The following is an 18,803-nucleotide window of genomic DNA, read 5'->3' as shown; positions in this document are numbered from 1 at the left end:
AGGCCGGGCAACCAGCTACAAGGATATCCCGCATGCCAATACAAATTTTACCGCCGCAACTCGCTAACCAGATTGCCGCCGGAGAAGTGGTTGAGCGCCCCGCATCGGTTGTGAAGGAACTGGTGGAAAACAGCCTTGATGCGGGGGCAACGCGAATAGATGTGGATATCGAAAAGGGCGGTGCAAAACTCATCCGTATCCGCGATAACGGCTGTGGTATCGCAAAAGATGAACTCGCGATGGCGCTGGCTCGCCATGCAACCAGCAAAATTGCATCGCTGGACGATCTGGAAGCCATTATGAGCCTGGGGTTCCGTGGGGAAGCGCTGGCCAGTATCAGCTCGGTTTCCCGCCTGACGCTGACGTCGCGCACGGCCGAACAAAGCGAAGCCTGGCAGGCGTACGCGGAAGGCCGTGATATGCAGGTGACCCTCAAGCCTGCCGCGCATCCCTGTGGATCGACGCTGGAAGTCCTTGACCTTTTTTACAATACGCCAGCGCGCCGCAAGTTTATGCGTACTGAGAAAACCGAGTTTGGTCATATTGATGAAGTCATCCGTCGCATTGCGCTGGCGCGGTTTGACGTGGCGATTTCTCTGAACCATAACGGCAAGCTGATGCGTCAGTACCGGGCGGTTAACGATGAGCGCCAGCGTGAACGTCGCCTTGGCGCGATTTGTGGCACGACCTTCATGCAGCACGCACTGCGGATTGACTGGCAGCATGACGATTTAGCTCTGCGCGGCTGGGTTGCCGATCCCGCCGGTTCTCGTCAGATCAGCGACATCCAGTACTGTTATGTTAATGGCCGCATGATGCGTGACAAGCTCATCAACCATGCCATCCGGCAGGCGTTTCAGAGCCAGTTGCAGGACGATCAACAGCCCGCCTATGTGCTTTATCTGACGATCGATCCTCACCAGGTCGACGTCAACGTCCACCCGGCAAAACATGAGGTGCGTTTTCATCAGTCACGTCTGGTGCATGATTTTATCTACCAGGGTGTCATGAGCGTCTTGCAGGAAAGTGCGGCGTCCGTTCTGCCAGCCGTACAGGCGGAGGAGCCTGCACCACGCTGGCAACAGGAAAACCGCCAGGCCGCAGGCGGCAATCATTTCAGCCAGCCTGCGGCAACGCCGCGTAACAGTGGTGGCACAACCGGTGGGGCGGGTTGGCAAAGTAAAGAGCCGGGTTATCGCCCGCGTGAAGGCAAGGTTTATCAGCAGTTGCTGGATACCGCAGCCCCTCCTGCCACTGCGGCAAAAGCGCCGGTCTCGCCGCCACGTGAGGCGACGATCACGCCAGCGCCTGTGAAAGCGCATCTGCACAGTTTTGGTCGCGTACTGACGGTGCTGGCAGATCAGTATGCCGTGCTGGAGCAGGACCAGACTTTACTGTTATTAGCCCTGCCCGTGGCGGCGCGGTGGTTAAAACAGGCCCAGTTAGAGCCGCAGGAAGGTGGATTAAAAGCACAACCGCTTTTGATTCCTGTGCGGTTAAAAATCGCCTCGGCAGAGCGCAAGGCGGCACAGGACAATCTCAGTCTGCTTAACCAGATGGGCATTGATTTGCATCCGGAGGGCGACCACATTATCTTGCGCGCCGTGCCTTTACCGTTACGAACACAAAATTTACAAATCTTGATTCCTGAACTGTTAGGCTATCTCGCCCGACAGCAAGAGAACTCTGCGACGCAACTGGCCCAGTGGCTGGCGCGACGAGAGGATGCAGAGCCTCAGAACTGGAATCACTCCCAGGCGATTACGCTGTTGACGGAGCTGGAAAGGCTTTGTCCGCAGCTGCTGAAATCGCCACCTTCAGGCTTGTTGCAAGCCATCGAGATTGAGAGCGCGATAAACGCGTTGAAGCATGAGTGAATTAAACCAGGCTGGCCGGCCAAAGGCGATTTTTTTGATGGGGCCGACAGCGTCAGGCAAAACCGCATTAGCGATTGAGCTGCGTAAACAGTTGCCGGTGGAACTGATCAGCGTAGATTCTGCTCTGATTTATCGAGAGATGAACATCGGTACGGCGAAGCCTTCTGCAGAGGAACTGGCGCTGGCACCCCATCGTTTGCTGGACATTCGCGATCCTGCTGAGGCCTATTCGGCAGCGGAGTTTCGGCGAGACGCGTTAGCAGAAATGGCGGATATCGTTCAGCATGGACGAATTCCGTTGCTTGTTGGTGGAACTATGCTCTACTTCAAGGCGTTACTTGAAGGATTGTCGCCGCTGCCCTCGGCCGATCCGGATGTCCGCCAAAAAATAGAGCAAATGGCGAGTGAAAAAGGCTGGGAAGCTTTACATCGTCAACTTTGCGAAATTGATCCGGTCGCAGGCAGTCGTATTCATCCGAATGATCCGCAGAGACTTTCGCGAGCACTGGAAGTTTTTTTTATTTCGGGTAAAACTTTAACGGAACTGACTAAAATTTCCGGCGAAGCGCTCCCTTACGATGTTCACCAGTTTGCTATCGCCCCCGCGAGCCGCGAGCTGTTGCATCAACGCATCGCGTTGCGTTTCGACCAGATGTTGGCGTCAGGATTTGAAGCGGAGTCTCGGGCCCTGTTTGCACGAGGTGATTTGCATACGGATATGCCTTCCATTCGTTGTGTCGGCTATCGCCAGATGTGGTCTTATTTAGCGGGCGAGATCGACTACGACGAAATGGTTTATCGGGGAGTTTGCGCAACCCGGCAACTCGCTAAACGGCAGATGACCTGGTTACGTGGCTGGGAGAACATTCACTGGTTAGACAGTGATGAACCTCACTTAGCGCGTGATACAGTACTTCAGGTTGTTAGTGCGAAGCATGGGTGATTGTGTACAATTGGCAAGTTACGTGCGCAAATTTTTACGCAGTTTTTTTCAGAACCACTGTGTTCTACAAGCAACAAACAACAAGCATATAAGGAAAAGATAGAATGGCTAAGGGGCAATCATTACAAGACCCGTTTCTGAACGCACTGCGTCGTGAACGTGTTCCGGTTTCGATCTATTTGGTCAACGGTATCAAGCTGCAAGGTCAGATTGAATCCTTTGATCAGTTCGTTATTTTGTTGAAAAACACGGTAAGTCAGATGGTGTATAAGCATGCCATCTCTACTGTTGTGCCTTCACGTCCGGTTTCTCACCATAGCAACAATACCGGCGGTGGCAGCAACAATAATTACCATCACGGCGGCAGCAATACGTCTGCTCAGTCGCAGCCACAACAAGACGGTGATAACGCAGAGTAAGGCGGCACCGTTTAACCAGGACTGGAAAGCCTCAGGTTTTCCGTCCTGGTCTTTTTATATAAGCGAGGTTATAGCTTGTTTGACCGTTATGATGCCGGTGAGCAGGCCGTACTGGTACACATCTGGTTCTCCCAAGACAAAGAGCTCGAAGATTTACAGGAATTCGAAACCCTGGTTTCTTCTGCTGGCGTTGAAGCACTGCAGGTTGTCACCGGCAGTCGTAAAGCGCCACATCCCAAGTATTTTGTCGGTGAAGGAAAAGCCGTTGAAATTGCCGATGCGGTAAAAACAAGTGGAGCATCGGTCGTCCTTTTCGATCATGCCTTAACGCCCGCTCAGGAACGTAATCTTGAGCGCCTGTGCGAGTGCCGTGTTATCGACCGCACTGGCCTGATTCTTGATATTTTTGCCCAACGTGCACGTACCCATGAGGGGAAATTGCAGGTTGAGCTAGCGCAGTTGCGTCACCTGGCAACACGCCTGGTGAGAGGCTGGACGCACCTTGAACGCCAGAAAGGCGGTATCGGCCTGCGTGGCCCGGGTGAAACGCAGTTAGAAACCGACCGCCGTTTATTGCGTGGCCGTATCAGCCAGATTTTGTCACGTCTGGAACGCGTTGAAAAACAGCGCGAGCAGGGACGACAGGCGCGCGCTAAAGCCGATGTGCCGACTGTCTCGCTGGTGGGTTACACCAACGCCGGCAAGTCTACCCTTTTTAACGCCATCACCTCTGCCAACGTTTATGCCGCGGATCAGCTGTTTGCCACGCTGGATCCCACGCTGCGTCGCCTGAATGTTGCCGATGTCGGTGAAGTTGTGCTGGCCGATACCGTCGGCTTCATCCGCCATCTGCCGCATGATTTAGTGGCCGCATTTAAAGCTACCTTGCAGGAAACCCGCCAGGCCACGTTGCTGATGCATGTGATCGATGCAGCCGACGTACGGGTCAATGAAAACATAGATGCTGTCAATGAGGTGCTTGAAGAAATCGAAGCCGATGAAATTCCCGCGTTACTGATCATGAATAAGATCGATATGCTGGACGGTTTTGAACCGCGCATTGACCGTGACGAAAATAACCTGCCGGTGCGAGTATGGCTCTCTGCGCAGACGGGGGCGGGGATTCCGCTGTTATGGCAGGCGCTGTCCGAGCGTCTGTCGGGCGAGATTGCCCAGTACGATTTACGTTTGCCACCGGATGCGGGGCGCTTACGCAGCCGTTTCTATCAGTTGCAGGCGATTGAAAAAGAGTGGAACGAAGAGGACGGCAGTGTGGGGTTGCATGTGCGAATGCCGATTGTTGACTGGCACCGCTTATGCAAGCAGGAGCCGTCGCTGACCAGTTATATTGTTTGAGATTGCCAAACCGAACTTACCCTGACGATTTTATGTTGTTGCGCGGCGTTAGTTGACATATTTCCCGACGGCCACTCTCTTCACCTGGTCGGCGAGTCGGGAACACAGACGCAGCCAGTGCCGCCACAACGGAAAATCACAAGGGTAAGCCGCTAAAACTATAAATGGAGTAATGACATGGCGTGGAATCAGCCCGGAAATAACGGACAGGACCGCGACCCGTGGGGAAGCAGCAATAATCAAGGCGGCAACTCTGGGGGGAATAAGGGAGGTAAGGAATCTGGGCCTCCTGATCTGGATGATATCTTCCGCAAGCTGAGTAAAAAGCTTGGCGGATTCGGCGGCGGCAATAAAGGTGACAATGGTCAGCGCAGTTCCGGCGGTAGCGGCAAACTTTTTGGCATTGTCGCTGTTGCGGCAGTAGTGATCTGGGCAGCAAGCGGATTTTATACGATCAAAGAAGCGGAACGCGGTGTTGTCACGCGCTTTGGTAAGTTCAGCCACATCGTTGAGCCAGGCCTGAACTGGAAGCCCACCTTTATCGATCAGGTCCGCGCCGTGAATGTCGAAGCCGTGCGTGAACTGGCGGCATCGGGCGTCATGCTGACCTCTGATGAAAACGTCGTGCGCGTGGAGATGAACGTGCAGTACCGCGTAACCGATCCGGAACGCTATTTGTTCTCTGTTACCAGCCCGGACGACAGCCTGCGTCAGGCAACGGACAGTGCGCTGCGCGGCGTAATTGGTCGCTCTACCATGGATCGTATTCTGACAGAAGGTCGTACGGTCGTGCGTAGCGAAACGCAGCGCGAAATCGACGAAACCATTCGCCCGTACCATATGGGCATCACGGTGCTTGACGTTAACTTCCAGGCGGCGCGTCCTCCTGAAGAGGTGAAGTCAGCGTTTGATGACGCGATTGCCGCGCGTGAAAACCGTGAGCAGTATGTGCGTGAAGCGGAAGCCTATGCGAACGAAGTTCAGCCGCGGGCTAACGGTCGTGCGCAGCGTGTGCTGGAAGAAGCACGTGCTTACAAAGAGCGCACGGTGCTGGAAGCACAGGGTGAAGTGGCGCGTTTTGCCAAGCTTTTACCGGAACACAAAGCCGCGCCGGAAATTACCAAAGAGCGTCTGTACATTGAGACCATGGAGCGTGTTCTGAGTCATACACGTAAAGTGCTGGTGAACGATCGTGGTAACAACCTGATGGTTCTGCCTCTCGATCAACTGATGCGTGGTGTTCAGTCTTCCTCTGCGAAGAACGGGCAAAAGAGCAGCGCAGCATTGCCGTCACTTTCCGATCGGAGTGCAAGCCGCACGGACACGTCGTCATACAGTCCAGACAGCATCATGGATCAGCGTCGAGCCAACGCTCTGCGCAACGATACCCAGCGCGAAGGGAGAGAGTAATCAATGCGTAAGCCAGTCATAGTTGTCATTATTATCGCGTTGGTCGCCATTTATGCGTCGCTCTTCGTGGTACAGGAAGGTGAGCGCGGTATTGTCCTGCGCTTTGGTAAAGTCCTGCGCGACAGCGAAAACAAGCCTCAGGTTTTTGCACCGGGTCTGCATTTCAAGATTCCGTTTATCGAAACGGTTAAAATGCTGGATGCGCGTATCCAGACCATGGATAACCAGGCCGATCGCTTCGTCACCAAAGAGAAGAAAGATCTGATTGTCGACTCTTACATTAAGTGGCGCATCAGCGATTTCAGTCGCTACTACCTGGCAACCGGTGGTGGGGATGTGTCTCAGGCCGAAGTGCTACTGAAGCGTAAATTCAGTGACCGTTTACGTTCAGAAATGGGCCGTCTCGACGTGAAAGACATCGTGACCGATTCTCGTGGTCGTTTGACCACGGATGTCCGCGATGCGCTGAATACCGGTACGGCAGGCGGTGACGACGACGTGTCTACGCCAGCCGCAGATGATGCTATCGCCAGCGCAGCGGCACGGGTTGAACGGGAAACCAACAGCAGTGAACCTGCGCCAAATCCAAACAGTATGGCGGCGTTAGGGATTCAGGTTGTTGACGTGCGGATCAAGCAGATCAATCTGCCGACGGAAGTCTCAGATGCGATCTTTAACCGTATGCGCGCCGAGCGTGAAGCGGTTGCGCGTAGCCAGCGTTCACAGGGACAGGAAGAGGCGGAAAAACTGCGTGCTCAGGCTGACTATCAGGTTACCCGTACGCTGGCAGAAGCCCAGCGTGAAGCCCTGATTACCCGCGGTGATGGCGATGCAGAAGCGGCAAAACTGTTTGCGAATGCTTTCAGTCAGGACCCGGATTTCTACGCCTTTATCCGCAGCCTGCGTGCTTATGAAAACAGCTTCAACGAAAATCAGGACGTGATGGTGTTGAGCCCGGACAGTGACTTCTTCCGCTATATGAAGGCACCGTCTAACGCCACGCGCTAAGAACTGATATAACTGACAGGCCGACAATGTTGTCGGCCTTTTTTTTGGATGCGGAATGAACGTAAATATCTGGATGGCACTGGCATTGGTTTTAGTGCTCGAGGGACTGGGGCCGATGTTTATGCCACGGCTGTGGCGGCGCGTAGTGTTGAGCATGACCCAGTTGCCCGATCGGCTTTTACACCGTTTTGGTGGGGGATTAGTGGTTGCCGGCGTGGTGATTTACTGCATGCTGCGGCTGCATGGCGAAGCCTGATAAGGTGGCGCTCGCCGTCTGTGTGGTATCTGAAGTCGTGTTTACCCCCTGGATGTAGTAGTGATCAAAACGCAGGCAAAAAAGCGCGCAATCGTGTGCTAAAAGTGCTGAAAACCATAAAATCAGATGGTAGAATCCTTTTTTAAGCAATCGGTGATTTTGAGAAATGGGTAAGAACGTCGTCGTACTGGGCACCCAATGGGGTGACGAAGGTAAAGGTAAGATTGTAGACCTTCTGACTGAGCGCGCTAACTACGTGGTGCGTTATCAAGGCGGCCACAATGCGGGCCATACACTTGTCATCAACGGTGAAAAAACCGTTCTCCACTTAATCCCTTCTGGCATTCTGCGTGATAACGTTACCAGCATCATTGGTAATGGCGTGGTTCTCTCTCCTGAAGCATTGATGAAAGAGATGAAAGGCCTGGAAGAGCGTGGGATTCCCGTACGCGAACGTCTGCTGATTTCTGAAGCCTGTCCGCTGATCCTGCAATACCATGTCGCCATGGACATGGCGCGCGAAAAAGCGCGCGGTGCAAAAGCGATCGGGACGACGGGCCGTGGCATCGGACCGGCTTACGAAGACAAAGTTGCCCGTCGTGCACTGCGCGTCAGCGACCTGTTCAACAAAGAAACCTTTGCTGCCAAGCTGAAAGAAGTGATGGATCTCTATAACTTCCAGCTGGTGAATTATTACAAAGAAGAAGCCGTCGACTACGATAAAGTGCTGAACGATGTCATGGCGGTTGCCGACATTCTGACCGGCATGGTGGTCGATGTGTCTGAACTGCTGGATACGGCGCGTAAGCGTGGCGATCTGATTATGTTTGAAGGCGCGCAGGGAACACTGCTGGATATCGATCACGGAACCTATCCCTATGTGACCTCGTCCAACACCACCGCCGGTGGCGTGGCGACAGGCTCAGGTATCGGCCCGCGTTTTGTCGATTACGTACTGGGTATTGTTAAAGCCTACTCAACGCGTGTGGGTGCGGGTCCGTTCCCTACCGAGCTGTTCGATGAAACCGGTGAGTTCCTTTGCAAGCAAGGTAACGAATTTGGTGCCACTACAGGCCGTCGCCGTCGTACGGGCTGGCTGGATGCCGTTGCGGTCCGCCGTGCGGTGCAGATCAACTCACTGTCTGGTTTCTGTATGACCAAGCTGGACGTACTGGATGGTCTGAAAGAAGTAAAAATTTGCGTGGCTTATCGCATGCCTGACGGCAGTGAAGTCACCACTACGCCGCTGGCTGCTGAGAACTGGGAAGGCATTGAGCCGATCTATGAAACCCTGCCGGGCTGGAGCGAAACCACTTTTGGCGTTAAAACGCTGGAAGGCCTGCCTCAGGCGGCGCGCAACTACATCAAACGTGTAGAAGAAGTGACCGGTGTTCCGATTGATATTATTTCAACCGGCCCTGATCGTAGCGAGACAATGATTCTGCGTGACCCATTCAGCGCGTAATCATCAGCTGGCCGGACAATGTCCGGCCTTTGTTTTTTATGTGATTTAATGCCACTAAAATTCCCTTCGCTTGTCCAACTCTACACTGGCTGAAAAAAATACACAGCCGCCAACACTCTGGTTTATCATCGTAGCGAAATACGTCAGAACCAGTTCAATATTGAAATAAACAGCAGGACGGGCGAGCATACAGGTGCCACCGAATGATTGACTGAGGTCACTGTGCAGCTAACAAGTTTTACCGACTACGGCCTGAGGGCGTTGATTTATATGGCCACGCTGCCGGAAGGCAGACTAACCAGTATTACAGAGGTCACCGATACGTATGGCGTGTCGCGTAATCATATGGTCAAAATTATCAATCAACTTAGTCGTGCTGGGTTTGTTGCGGCCATACGTGGCAAAAATGGGGGCATTCGTCTGGGAATGCCTCCGGGAAATATCATCATTGGTGATGTGGTTCGCAAAATGGAACCTTTGCAGTTGGTTGACTGCGCCCGGTGCTCTATCACGCCTGCCTGTCGCCTTAAGCAGGCCTTACATGATGCCGTGCAGTTATTTTTAAAAGAACTGGACGGCTATACGCTGGCAGATTTAGTGGAAGGTAATACGCCTTTATATGAAATTGTATTGTCTGAACCGCCGGTGGCAATGAATACTCAATGACATCGGAGGAACCGTAATGTCAAAAGATCCTTTTCTGGACAGAGAAGCTGAAAAGTACGAAAACCCTATTCCAAGCCGTGAATTTATTCTGGCTTTATTAGAAAAACGCGAAAAACCCGCCAGCCGCGAAGAGCTGGCACAAGAAATGAATTTGCAGGAAGAAGAGCACCTCGAAGCCTTACGCCGTCGTTTACGTGCAATGGAACGTGATGGCCAGTTAGTTTTCACCCGCCGCCAGTGTTATGCCCTGCCTGAACGTCTTGATCTGCTGCGTGGAAAGGTCATTGGTCATCGCGATGGCTATGGCTTTTTACGCGTTGAAGGGCAAAAAGACGATCTGTATCTTTCTGCCGAACAGATGAAATTTTGTATGCATGGCGATGTCATCCTGGCGCAACCGCTGGGGGCCGATCGGAAAGGTCGCCGCGAAGCGCGTGTCGTTCGGGTTCAGGAACCGCGCAATAATCAAATCGTCGGCCGTTATTTCACCGATGCCGGCGTCGGCTTTGTTGTGCCCGACGACAGTCGTCTGAGCTTCGATATTCTGATCGGGCCTGAAGAAACCATGAATGCCCGCATGGGGTCCGTCGTGGTCGTTGAGCTTTTACAACGTCCAACCCGCCGTTCGAAGGCAATCGGTAAAATCGCCGAGATTCTTGGCGATGATATGGGCACCAGCCTGGCCGTGGATATGGCGCTGCGCACCCATGAAATTCCGCACAGCTGGCCGCCAGAGGTTGAAGCTCAGGTGAGCAAGCTGAGTGAAGAGGTGCCCGAGTCGGCGAAAAAAGGCCGGGTCGATCTGCGCCAGTTGCCGTTAGTCACTATCGACGGTGAGGATGCCCGCGATTTTGATGACGCGGTTTACTGCGAGAAAAAGCGCGGAGGTGGCTGGCGTCTGTGGGTGGCCATTGCGGACGTCAGTTACTATGTTCGCCCCGGCACACCGCTGGATAACGAAGCACAGCAGCGCGGGACATCGGTATATTTCCCTTCGCAGGTAGTGCCGATGCTGCCGGAAGTGCTGTCGAACGGCTTGTGCTCGCTGAATCCTCAGGTCGATCGCCTGTGTATGGTGTGCGAAATGACCGTATCGGCAAAAGGTAAACTCACCGGCTTTAAACACTATGAAGCGGTGATGAACTCCCATGCGCGTCTGACCTACACCAAAGTGTGGAATATTCTGCAAGGCAACCCGGAGCTGTGTGAGCAGTACGCGCCGCTGGTCAAAGACCTGCAGGAACTGCACAACATGTATCAGGTGCTGGAAACCGCCCGCGAAGAACGGGGTGGTATCTCCTTTGAGACAGAAGAAGCGAAGTTTATTTTCAACGCTGAACGCCGCATCGAACGCGTTGAACGCACCTCGCGCAATGACGCCCACAAGCTGATTGAAGAGTGCATGATTCTGGCAAACATTGCCTCTGCCCGCTTCGTGGAGAAGAATCAGGAGCCTGCGCTGTTCCGCGATCACGATCGCCCCAGCGACGACAGCATCAAAAGTTTCCGCACCGTATTAAATGAACTTGGCCTGAGTCTGCCTGGAGGCAATAAACCGCAGCCTGTCGACTACGCCGCGTTGCTGGAGCAGGTTGCCGATCGTCCGGATGCGGAAATGCTGCAAACCATGCTGCTGCGCTCCATGAAACAGGCGGTGTACGACCCGGAAAACCGTGGGCACTTTGGCCTGGCGCTGGCGTCATATGCTCACTTCACTTCACCCATTCGCCGTTATCCGGATTTACTCCTGCACCGCGCCATCAAGTATTTGCTGGCTAAAGAGCAGGGCGACGTGAAAGGCCTGACGACACCAACGGGCGGTTATCACTACGATATGCAGCAGATGCTGCAACTGGGCCAGCACTGTTCCATGACCGAGCGTCGTGCCGACGAAGCCACCCGCGATGTCGCCGACTGGCTGAAATGTGACTTTATGCAGGATCAGGTCGGTAATGTCTTCAATGGTGTCATCTCCAGCGTTACCGGCTTTGGCTTCTTTGTCCGTCTCAGCGATCTGTTTATCGACGGCCTGGTGCATGTGTCGACACTGGACAATGATTACTACCGCTTTGATCCGGTGGGGCAGCGGTTGATCGGTGAATCCGGTGGACGCACGTATCGCTTAGGTGATGCGGTTGAAGTGCGTGTTGAAGCGGTCCATATGGACGAGCGCAAGATTGACTTTGCGTTGATCTCCAGCAAGCGTCAGGTGCGCGGCGAAGGGAAAACCGAACGTGACAAGGCGAAGCGGGACGGTAAAGCACCAACCAAACGCCGTCGCCAGGCCAGCCGTAAAACCAACTTTGAACCGGATTCCGCTTTCCGCAAGAGTGGCAGCAAGCCTGCTGCGGCAAAGACTGAGAAAAAAAGTAAAAAAGTTTCGGAGAAAACCCGTAAAATCGCCGCCGCCACTAAGGCGAAGCGCGCCGCGAAGAAGGCGAAGCCTGCCTGATGCGCCCAGGCCTCTGCGTTCGCGCAGGGGCTGTTATCCATTTATTTCCAACCACTGAGCAGATTGATGAGCGAAATTATTTTTGGTATCCATGCCGTGCAGGCGTTGCTGGAACGTGACCCACAACGTTTCCAGGAAGTCTTTATTCTCAAAGGCCGCGACGATCGTCGCCTGCAACCGCTGGTGACCGCGCTGGAAGCTCAAGGGATCGTCATTCAGCTGGCCGACCGCAAATGGCTGGACAGCCAGGTCGAAGGCGGCGTACATCAGGGCATCGTGGCACGTGTTAAGCCGGGTCGGCAGTATCAGGAGGGCGATCTGCCGGATCTGCTGCAGAGCCTGGAGAAACCCTTCCTGCTGGTGCTGGACGGCGTCACCGATCCGCATAATCTGGGTGCCTGCCTGCGCAGTGCTGACGCGGCGGGCGTACATGCCGTTATCGTGCCGAAAGATCGCTCTGCGCCCCTGAACGCAACCGCTAAAAAAGTGGCCAGCGGTGCAGCGGAAAACATCCCGTTAATCAGGGTCACGAATCTGGCGCGTACCTTACGTCTGCTACAGGAATATCACATCTGGGTTGTGGGTACCGCTGGTGAAGCCGACCACACCGTTTATCAAAGTAAGATGACAGGCCCGATGGCGCTGGTCATGGGCGCGGAAGGCGAAGGCATGCGCCGCCTGACACGTGAGCACTGTGACGAACTGATCAGCATTCCAATGGCAGGAAGCGTTTCCTCGCTCAATGTTTCAGTCGCAACGGGCGTCTGTTTGTTTGAGGCGGTGCGTCAGCGCAACGCGTGATCGCCGCCGCAAATTAGGTTTTCTGTCCGGTCATAATGGCCACTCACCTTACATACTGAGTGAGTGACATCCGCGAGGAGCCGTTATGACCTGGACAACTCACACCGTTTTTAATCAACCTTTTCCTCTCAGTAACAGCAACCTGTTTCTGTCTGACGTGCCGTTATGTGACGCGCTGTTGCGTGAAGGCGGCGGAGGGGACAGCGACTGGCTGGCATCGGTAGGCAGTCAACTGGGCAGTGCAGAGTCGCTGGAGCTGGGGCGGCTTGCGAATACCTGTCCTCCTGAACTTCACCGCTATGATGCGCGCGGCGTAAGAGTGGATGACGTGCGCTTTCATCCTGCCTGGCATCTGCTGATGCAGGGCGTGTGCAGCAGCCGTCTGCATAATCTCAGCTGGCAGCCTGATGTACAGCCAAACGCCAGCGTGGCGCGCGCGGCCCGGTTTATTTTGCATGCCCAGGTTGAGGCTGGCACGCTTTGCCCGGTGACGATGACGCACGCCGCGATTCCCTTGCTGCAACGCTATCTGCCCACCGCGTTTCGGGGCTGGCTTGAGCCATTACTCAGCGATCGTTACGACACACATGCGATGCCGGGCGATCAGAAGCGTGGACTGTTGATCGGCATGGGGATGACTGAAAAGCAGGGCGGCAGCGATGTGCTGACGAATACCACGCGCGCAGAGCCGCTGCAGGGACGGGGAAGTGGCGAAGCGTATCGCCTCATCGGCCATAAATGGTTTTTCTCTGTACCGCAAAGCGATGCCCACGTCATCCTGGCGCAAACGCAGCAGGGACTCAGCTGTTTCTTTCTGCCTCGCCTGCTGCCGGACGGGTCACATAACGCCATTTTCATTGAGCGCTTAAAAGACAAACTCGGTAACCGCGCCAATGCCAGTAGTGAAGTGGAGTTCAAAGACGCAACCGGCTGGCTGCTGGGTGAAGAGGGCGAAGGCGTGCGCCTGATCCTGAAAATGGCCGGCATGACGCGCTTTGACTGTGCGCTGGGCAGCCACGGACAAATGCGCCGGGCCTTCTCCGTCGCCCTTTACCATGCCCACCAGCGCCAGGTGATGGGAAAAAATCTGGTGGATCAGCCCCTGATGCGTCAGGTGTTAGCGCGTCAGGCGCTACAACTGGAAGGGCAAACGGCCTTACTGATGCGGCTGGCGCGTGCCTGGTCGCAGGCGGATGACGCGAATCAGGCGGCGTTTGCCCGGCTGTTAACCCCCGCGGCGAAGTTTGTGATTTGCAAAGCGGGCATGCCGTTTGTAGCGGAATCCATGGAAATGCTGGGAGGAAATGGCTACTGCGAGGAAAGCGAACTGCCCCGGCTTTACCGTGATATGCCCGTTAACAGCATCTGGGAAGGCTCAGGCAATGTGATGTGTCTGGATGTTCTGCGTGTGATAAGCAAAAAGAGCGGCATCGTGGAGGCGTTAATTCGGGAATGTGATGAGGTAAAGGGCGTTAACCGCCACTTCGACAGACGCTGGCGTCAACTGAAGCTGCGCCTTGGCAAACACGATGAAGCCCAGGCGCGGACGTTAACACAGGACATCCTGCAGTTGGCCACAGCGGTTCAACTGTTACGCCACGCTGAACCGCGACTGGCGGATGCCTGGTGCGGCCAGTGGCTGGATACGCGGGGCGACCCCACTATCGATGCGGCACTGGCCGATCGCCTACTGGCGCGTGCCAGCGGCCGGTGAGGCACCGTAGAGGATCGCGGTGGTATACCAGATGCCAGGCGTTATCGTTTCGTCGACCATCAGAATCTGATAATAAACGGCGCCTGCCTGATTCGCGCGCGCAGCAATCGCCCGCTCCGCGTCATCCGGTGAGCCTCTCACGCTGGCGCTAATCGTACCGAGCTTCGGTAAACCATAGCTTTGCGCGCGGGTAATCGACTGCGCCTGAGCCGTTGGCGCGGGCGGGGCTTTCGGCGTCTCCTGAAACGCCGTGCAGCTACTCAACAACAGACTCAACGTCAGTAACACAACATAACGCATAGCTAATCCTTGAGAGTCACCTTAACAGGATAAGTGTAAGCCACCGCCCCACGATCATCACGACTTAATCGAGAAAACGCTGACAAGCTGCGTCAGGTGGTGGCCTTTATCACTCAGGCTCTGGGCTGTCTGTTCTGCCTGCGTAACCAGTTCACTGTTCTGATGCGTGGCCTGGCTAATCTGATTCATCGCCAGGTTAACCTGGCCAATGCCGGCCGTTTGCTGTTGTGCGGCGACGTTAATTTCACCCATTAACGCCTGAACCTGCTCAATATGCGTCACAATTTCGCTCATCGCATCGCGGGTTTGTTCCGACAATGCATGGCCTTCAGCAACGTGACGTATTGAGGTCGCAATCAACGTATCAATTTCTTTTGCTGCCTGGGCGGAACGCTGTGCCAGCGCCCGTACTTCGGCGGCAACGACGGCGAAGCCGCGCCCGTGCTCACCCGCCCGGGCGGCTTCAACCGCGGCGTTCAGCGCCAGAATATTGGTCTGGAAGGCAATGGACTCAATAACGTGCGTAATGTCAGCGATGCTCTGCGACGAAACGTTAATGGCGGACATGGTGTTGACCGAACGGGTGACCGTCTGGTTGCCGTTATCCACGATACTGCTGGCCTCGGCCACCAGCGACATGGCCTGACGCAGGCTGTCGGCGGTATGCTCAACGGTCGCACCAAACTGCTCCATGCTGGCCGATGTCTCTTCAACGCTGCTTGCCTGGCGCCCAATTTGCTCACTGATGTTGTGACTGCTGGCGGCAATGGTATCCGTGCCATCGCTGATTTCCTGCGCGGCACGGCGAACCTGCGCGACTATTTTCTCCAGCCCTTCGCCAATCCCGTTAATGGCATTAATCAACTGACCCACTTCATCGTGGCGCGTCGTAGCCAGATGAACCAGTAAGTTGCCGGCCGCGTATTGCTCAGCCAAATGGATGACCTGCTGTAACGGACGCGTAATGGCACGACGGCTGTACCAGACAAAACACGGCGCAAACAGCAAGACCAAAATCAGGCCGGTTATGAGGAACATATTGCGGCTGTGAATCACCGGTGCCAGCAGGCTGTCGCGGTTGACCTCACCGACCACAATCCAGTTCCAGCCAGGCAACTGTTGCCAGGCCAGCATTTTGGTTTCCCCATCAATATCGGCTTGCTGTACGCCCTCAGGCTGCGTCAGCATCGCGTTCAGCACGCCCTCCTGCCAGTCGGGACGTTTACCTTCAGCCTGTTTATCAAACAGGTACTGCCCCTGCATAGCACCTGGCGTGCCGTTTAACACGTAGAAATGCCCACTGTCGCCCAGACGACGTGCCAGCACTTTTTCGCGCATCAGGCCGTACTGTTTATCGATCTGTACGCCAACAAAAATAATGGCAATCACGGTACCGCTGTCGTCTTTAACGGGCTGATACTGCGTGATATAACGGTGACCAAACAGGGTGGCCAGTCCACGGTAGATCTCGCCTTGCGTCACTTTTTTCCAGGCCCCACTGGTCCGATCAAGCTGGGTGCCAATGGCCCGGCTGCCATCTTCTTTTTTCAGCGAGGTGGAAACACGAATGAAATTATCACCATCACGCACAAAGATGGTGGCGACGGCCGACGTACGATCCGTAAAATCATCTACGGCAATTTGATCGAGGTTCAGCGTTTTGAGCCCGGCCCGCAGAGTCGGTGTTGAAAACTCGCCCACCTGAATACGTGAAGTTTCATCGCGGCTGAAACGCTTAGGCAAAAAGCTGACAAACAGTTGAGTATAATTGCCCACTTCCTGCGTCAGCGTCGCGTTAAACATGGACGCCATTTCAGTAATGCCCTGCACCTGATTGACCATGTCATCCATGGCGAGACTTTCCAACTGGCGTGAAGCATTTTGACTTTGAATCAGCGTCAAAACTAACAATAAAACGCCTACACTTACTGAAGTTATGGCGCACAGCTTCACTCCAAGGCTTGTTCTGCTGAGAGAGAAACGTTTCATAAAGTACCTTTATTTTTTGTCAAATATGCACTAACAACGGCAGCGCGGCGCAAATGTTTAGTTAAGAAATTATTGCCTTTATGATGTTGTGAAGCGCGGAATTACATTAAACCCCTAATATGTCGTCTCAATTTGTCGTCGGAGAGGAGAAAAAATGATTGAGCTCACCACGGAAAGGTTTGCAGGAATCGAGTGCCTGCATGCTGCGCCTGCGGGTCAGCGTCGCCAGCGTTTACCCACCCTCGTTTTTTATCACGGGTTTACCTCATCCAAAGAGGTGTACGCTTACTTTGCCGTTGCGCTGGCGCAGGCAGGCTTCCGTGCCGTTATGCCCGATGCCGACATGCATGGTGCGCGTTATAACGGTGATGCCGAGACGCGGTTGCGCCATTTCTGGGACATCCTCAAACAGAACATTGATGAATTTCCGGCTATCGAGGCCGCCTTACGTGCCGACGATCTGATTGCCGATGCGCGCTTTGCCGTTGCTGGCGCCTCAATGGGAGGCATGACGGCGCTGGGGATTATGGCGCGCTATTCACACATCCACAGCGTTGCCTGCATGATGGGGTCAGGCTACTTTATGCAGCTCAGTCATACGTTGTTTCCGCCTGTGGTGGTAACGAATGAAGAACAGAAAGCCCAGTTCACAGCACGTATGGCATCGCTGGCAGACTATGATCCTTCAGCCCGGCTGCAGAACCTGGCGAACCGGCCACTTTTGTTGTGGCACGGTGATGCCGATGAAGTGGTGCCTTTTGCTGAAACTCAGCGCCTGGATCGGGCATTACGCGAAAAGGGGCTTGATGCCCATCTGACCACGCTGTCCGAAACGCATATCGGACACAAAATTACGCCGTCAGGTCTGACCGCGCTGGTCAGCTTTTTTAAGCGTCAACTCTGATCCGTTAACGAAACCGCCCTCTTACTTTGGCCCTTGCTTGCTTTTCACACATAAGCGCGGGAGCGGGGCGGTCTCCCGCCGATTTAAATGAAATCCCCGCTTGAGTTTGTCCGCCCACGCCAGTATGATTACGCGTCAATTTTTCAGCTGCATTCAGAGGTGTGTGTCATTTCGGTGATTCACAACCTATAACGTTCCTTGCTTCCGTGGGCCGCAGCTGACCCTGACAGGAGGCTGAATAATCCGTAAGGAGCAATTTCGATGCGTCATTACGAAATCGTATTTATGGTTCATCCTGACCAGAGCGAACAGGTTCCTGGCATGATCGAGCGTTACACTGGTGCTATCACTGGTGCAGAAGGCACGATCCACCGTCTGGAAGACTGGGGCCGCCGTCAGCTGGCTTACCCAATCAACAAACTGCACAAAGCACACTATGTTCTGATGAACGTAGAAGCGCCGCAGGAAGTGATTGACGAGCTGGAAACGAACTTCCGCTTCAACGACGCCGTTATCCGCAGCATGGTTATGCGCGTTAAAAACGCGGTAACTGAAGCATCACCGATGGTTAAAGCGAAAGACGAGCGTCGTGAGCGCCGCGAAGATTTTGCTAACGAATCCGCTGATGACTCAGATGCTGGGGATTCTGAAGAGTAATCCATCGTGACGGTTAATCGGCTGCGCCTGTCTGGCACCGTGTGTAAGACGCCAGTTCGAAAAATTAGCCCGTCAGGAATTCCGCACTGTCAGTTCGTGCTTGAGCACAACTCGGTGCAGATGGAAGCCGGATTTCACCGGCAAGCCTGGTGTCGAATGCCTGTTATTCTTAGCGGCAGCGCCCATCAGGTGATTACTCAACATATAACGGTCGGCACGCAACTCATTCTCGAAGGCTTTATTAGCTGCCATCAGGCGCGAAATGGTCAGAGTAAAATGGTGTTACATGCCGAGCAGATTGAATTGATAGATTCTGGAGACTAGCCAAATGGCACGTTATTTCCGTCGTCGCAAGTTCTGCCGTTTCACCGCGGAAGGCGTTCAAGAGATCGATTATAAAGATATCGCAACGCTGAAAAACTACATCACTGAAAGCGGCAAGATTGTACCAAGCCGTATCACTGGTACTCGCGCAAAATACCAGCGTCAGCTGGCTCGTGCTATCAAGCGCGCGCGTTACCTGTCTCTGCTGCCGTACACTGATCGTCATCAGTAATCGGCAACTGTCCATTAACGACTTTAAGAG

The 18,803-nt window shown here is 54.3% G+C and carries 18 protein-coding genes; 16 read left to right on the top strand and 2 right to left on the bottom strand.

Features of this window, described 5'->3' with window-relative positions; all coding sequences use genetic code 11:
• Positions 1 to 32 precede the first annotated feature (32 nt).
• The 12 genes from mutL (at position 33) to G5574_RS11130 (ending at position 14,367) form a co-directional block, all read left to right on the top strand.
• Positions 33 to 1,877, top strand: a complete 1,845-nt coding sequence (mutL, locus tag G5574_RS11185) for a DNA mismatch repair endonuclease MutL (protein WP_054686971.1) — start codon at positions 33 to 35, stop codon at positions 1,875 to 1,877.
• Positions 1,870 to 2,820 (top strand): tRNA (adenosine(37)-N6)-dimethylallyltransferase MiaA, encoded by a 951-nt coding sequence (gene miaA / locus G5574_RS11180; protein WP_006120944.1) that lies wholly within the window; start codon positions 1,870 to 1,872, stop codon positions 2,818 to 2,820. The genes mutL and miaA overlap by 8 nt, the downstream gene beginning before the upstream one ends.
• A 104-nt stretch (positions 2,821 to 2,924) precedes the next feature.
• The gene (gene hfq, locus G5574_RS11175) at positions 2,925 to 3,239 is read left to right on the top strand and encodes an RNA chaperone Hfq (protein ID WP_033740039.1); all 315 of its coding nucleotides are present in this window, start codon (positions 2,925 to 2,927) and stop codon (positions 3,237 to 3,239) included.
• Positions 3,240 to 3,314: 75 nt separating this feature from the next.
• Positions 3,315 to 4,595: a ribosome rescue GTPase HflX gene (hflX, locus tag G5574_RS11170; RefSeq protein ID WP_006120942.1), complete on the top strand. Its 1,281-nt coding sequence runs from the start codon at positions 3,315 to 3,317 to the stop codon at positions 4,593 to 4,595.
• Between the two features lie 177 nt (positions 4,596 to 4,772).
• On the top strand, positions 4,773 to 6,005 hold the full coding sequence (gene hflK / locus G5574_RS11165; RefSeq protein WP_164482621.1) for an FtsH protease activity modulator HflK: 1,233 nt from the start codon (positions 4,773 to 4,775) through the stop codon (positions 6,003 to 6,005).
• Between the two features lie 3 nt (positions 6,006 to 6,008).
• On the top strand, positions 6,009 to 7,013 hold the full coding sequence (gene hflC / locus G5574_RS11160; protein ID WP_006120940.1) for a protease modulator HflC: 1,005 nt from the start codon (positions 6,009 to 6,011) through the stop codon (positions 7,011 to 7,013).
• A gap of 55 nt (positions 7,014 to 7,068) precedes the next feature.
• Positions 7,069 to 7,269, top strand: coding sequence for a DUF2065 domain-containing protein (locus G5574_RS11155; protein ID WP_006120939.1), 201 nt, complete (start codon positions 7,069 to 7,071; stop codon positions 7,267 to 7,269).
• Between the two features lie 166 nt (positions 7,270 to 7,435).
• On the top strand, positions 7,436 to 8,734 hold the full coding sequence (locus tag G5574_RS11150) for an adenylosuccinate synthase (RefSeq protein ID WP_033740036.1): 1,299 nt from the start codon (positions 7,436 to 7,438) through the stop codon (positions 8,732 to 8,734).
• A gap of 222 nt (positions 8,735 to 8,956) precedes the next feature.
• Positions 8,957 to 9,400: a nitric oxide-sensing transcriptional repressor NsrR gene (gene nsrR / locus G5574_RS11145; RefSeq protein WP_006120936.1), complete on the top strand. Its 444-nt coding sequence runs from the start codon at positions 8,957 to 8,959 to the stop codon at positions 9,398 to 9,400.
• 16 nt (positions 9,401 to 9,416) lie between these two features.
• Positions 9,417 to 11,852 (top strand): ribonuclease R, encoded by a 2,436-nt coding sequence (gene rnr / locus G5574_RS11140; protein ID WP_006120935.1) that lies wholly within the window; start codon positions 9,417 to 9,419, stop codon positions 11,850 to 11,852.
• 66 nt (positions 11,853 to 11,918) lie between these two features.
• A complete protein-coding gene (rlmB, locus tag G5574_RS11135) occupies positions 11,919 to 12,653 on the top strand; it encodes a 23S rRNA (guanosine(2251)-2'-O)-methyltransferase RlmB (protein WP_033740035.1) in 735 nt (244 codons plus the stop codon).
• A gap of 85 nt (positions 12,654 to 12,738) precedes the next feature.
• Positions 12,739 to 14,367, top strand: coding sequence for an isovaleryl-CoA dehydrogenase (locus G5574_RS11130; RefSeq protein ID WP_164482620.1), 1,629 nt, complete (start codon positions 12,739 to 12,741; stop codon positions 14,365 to 14,367).
• Here G5574_RS11130 and bsmA read toward each other — a convergent pair.
• Positions 14,341 to 14,667 (bottom strand): biofilm peroxide resistance protein BsmA, encoded by a 327-nt coding sequence (gene bsmA / locus G5574_RS11125; protein ID WP_164482619.1) that lies wholly within the window; start codon positions 14,665 to 14,667, stop codon positions 14,341 to 14,343. The two genes, G5574_RS11130 and bsmA, sit on opposite strands and share 27 nt — an antisense overlap.
• A gap of 57 nt (positions 14,668 to 14,724) precedes the next feature.
• Positions 14,725 to 16,656 carry a methyl-accepting chemotaxis protein gene (locus G5574_RS11120; RefSeq protein ID WP_054633018.1) on the bottom strand — a complete coding sequence of 644 codons (1,932 nt, stop codon included), beginning with the start codon at positions 16,654 to 16,656 and terminating at the stop codon, positions 14,725 to 14,727.
• 154 nt (positions 16,657 to 16,810) lie between these two features.
• Between G5574_RS11120 and yjfP the strand changes: the two genes are divergently transcribed.
• The 4 genes from yjfP (at position 16,811) to rpsR (ending at position 18,773) form a co-directional block, all read left to right on the top strand.
• Complete coding sequence (yjfP, locus tag G5574_RS11115; protein WP_006120929.1) at positions 16,811 to 17,560, top strand: esterase; 750 nt, start codon at positions 16,811 to 16,813, stop codon at positions 17,558 to 17,560.
• Between the two features lie 261 nt (positions 17,561 to 17,821).
• Entirely contained in the window at positions 17,822 to 18,217 is a 396-nt protein-coding gene (gene rpsF, locus G5574_RS11110) for a 30S ribosomal protein S6 (protein WP_006120928.1), read from the top strand.
• 6 nt (positions 18,218 to 18,223) lie between these two features.
• Positions 18,224 to 18,541, top strand: coding sequence for a primosomal replication protein N (priB, locus tag G5574_RS11105; protein ID WP_006120927.1), 318 nt, complete (start codon positions 18,224 to 18,226; stop codon positions 18,539 to 18,541).
• Between the two features lie 4 nt (positions 18,542 to 18,545).
• Positions 18,546 to 18,773, top strand: coding sequence for a 30S ribosomal protein S18 (gene rpsR, locus G5574_RS11100; protein ID WP_000135199.1), 228 nt, complete (start codon positions 18,546 to 18,548; stop codon positions 18,771 to 18,773).
• Positions 18,774 to 18,803: the final 30 nt, after the last annotated feature.

Source organism: Pantoea stewartii (assembly GCF_011044475.1).
Lineage (GTDB): Bacteria > Pseudomonadota > Gammaproteobacteria > Enterobacterales > Enterobacteriaceae > Pantoea > Pantoea stewartii.
The sequence above is the reverse complement of the archived record's forward strand: the minus strand, read 5'-3'. Positions and strand labels throughout refer to the sequence as shown.

What these genes read in the sequence shown, in the direction of transcription:
- G5574_RS11130 (WP_164482620.1), top strand. Translation starts at nt 12,739, where the DNA reads ATGACCTGGACAACTCACACCGTTTTTAATCAACCTTTTCCTCTCAGT.
- rlmB (WP_033740035.1), top strand. Translation starts at nt 11,919, where the DNA reads ATGAGCGAAATTATTTTTGGTATCCATGCCGTGCAGGCGTTGCTGGAA.
- rpsF (WP_006120928.1), top strand. Translation starts at nt 17,822, where the DNA reads ATGCGTCATTACGAAATCGTATTTATGGTTCATCCTGACCAGAGCGAA.
- hflC (WP_006120940.1), top strand. Translation starts at nt 6,009, where the DNA reads ATGCGTAAGCCAGTCATAGTTGTCATTATTATCGCGTTGGTCGCCATT.
- yjfP (WP_006120929.1), top strand. Translation starts at nt 16,811, where the DNA reads ATGATTGAGCTCACCACGGAAAGGTTTGCAGGAATCGAGTGCCTGCAT.
- hflK (WP_164482621.1), top strand. Translation starts at nt 4,773, where the DNA reads ATGGCGTGGAATCAGCCCGGAAATAACGGACAGGACCGCGACCCGTGG.
- hfq (WP_033740039.1), top strand. Translation starts at nt 2,925, where the DNA reads ATGGCTAAGGGGCAATCATTACAAGACCCGTTTCTGAACGCACTGCGT.
- rnr (WP_006120935.1), top strand. Translation starts at nt 9,417, where the DNA reads ATGTCAAAAGATCCTTTTCTGGACAGAGAAGCTGAAAAGTACGAAAAC.
- miaA (WP_006120944.1), top strand. Translation starts at nt 1,870, where the DNA reads ATGAGTGAATTAAACCAGGCTGGCCGGCCAAAGGCGATTTTTTTGATG.
- rpsR (WP_000135199.1), top strand. Translation starts at nt 18,546, where the DNA reads ATGGCACGTTATTTCCGTCGTCGCAAGTTCTGCCGTTTCACCGCGGAA.
- bsmA (WP_164482619.1), bottom strand. Translation starts at nt 14,667, where the DNA reads ATGCGTTATGTTGTGTTACTGACGTTGAGTCTGTTGTTGAGTAGCTGC.
- G5574_RS11150 (WP_033740036.1), top strand. Translation starts at nt 7,436, where the DNA reads ATGGGTAAGAACGTCGTCGTACTGGGCACCCAATGGGGTGACGAAGGT.
- G5574_RS11155 (WP_006120939.1), top strand. Translation starts at nt 7,069, where the DNA reads ATGAACGTAAATATCTGGATGGCACTGGCATTGGTTTTAGTGCTCGAG.
- mutL (WP_054686971.1), top strand. Translation starts at nt 33, where the DNA reads ATGCCAATACAAATTTTACCGCCGCAACTCGCTAACCAGATTGCCGCC.
- G5574_RS11120 (WP_054633018.1), bottom strand. Translation starts at nt 16,656, where the DNA reads ATGAAACGTTTCTCTCTCAGCAGAACAAGCCTTGGAGTGAAGCTGTGC.